This window comes from Neisseria sp. P0009.S007 (assembly GCF_051962515.1).
Genome location: NZ_JBQCVF010000829.1, coordinates 1 through 561, shown reverse-complemented (window position 1 = coordinate 561; position 561 = coordinate 1). Strand labels below are relative to the sequence as shown.

Below are 561 nucleotides of genomic sequence, written 5' to 3'. Positions count from 1 at the left end.
GCCGCACACGCTGTATCAAGTTTGGGCGTTTGTCGCTCCTGCCTTATACCAAAACGAAAAACGTTTGATTACGCCGCTGGTGTTGTCCAGCGTAACACTTTTTTTTGTTGGGATGGCGTTTGCCTATTTTTTGGTGTTTCCCGTTATTTTCAAATTCTTGGCCGGTGTAACCCCTGTCGGCGTCAATATGGCGACCGATATCGATAAATACCTGTCCTTTATTTTGGGCATGTTTGTCGCATTCGGAACGACGTTTGAAGTTCCCGTCGTTGTGGTGTTGCTTGCCAAAATGGGTATTGTTTCGACTGAACAGCTTAAGAATGCGCGTCCGTATGTGATTGTCGGTGCGTTTGTCGTGGCCGCAATCATCACGCCGCCTGACGTAATTTCTCAAACCCTGCTTGCCGTCCCACTGATTCTGCTCTACGAAGCAGGCATTTGGTTCAGTCGTTTTGCCAAAGTGAAAACGCAGCAGGAAGATGAAGATACACCGCAACCACCGGCAGAAGTTTAAGAATTAAGGCCGTCTGAAGAATTTTTCAGACGGCCTTTGTATCATGG

The 561-nt window shown here is 47.6% G+C and carries 1 protein-coding gene; it reads left to right on the top strand.

The window, feature by feature from the left end; all coding sequences use genetic code 11:
* A partial coding sequence (gene tatC, locus ACTHS3_RS16635; RefSeq protein WP_440368592.1) for a twin-arginine translocase subunit TatC occupies window positions 1-514 on the top strand: 514 nt, incomplete at its 5' end.
* Between the last annotated feature and the right edge of the window lie 47 nt (window positions 515-561).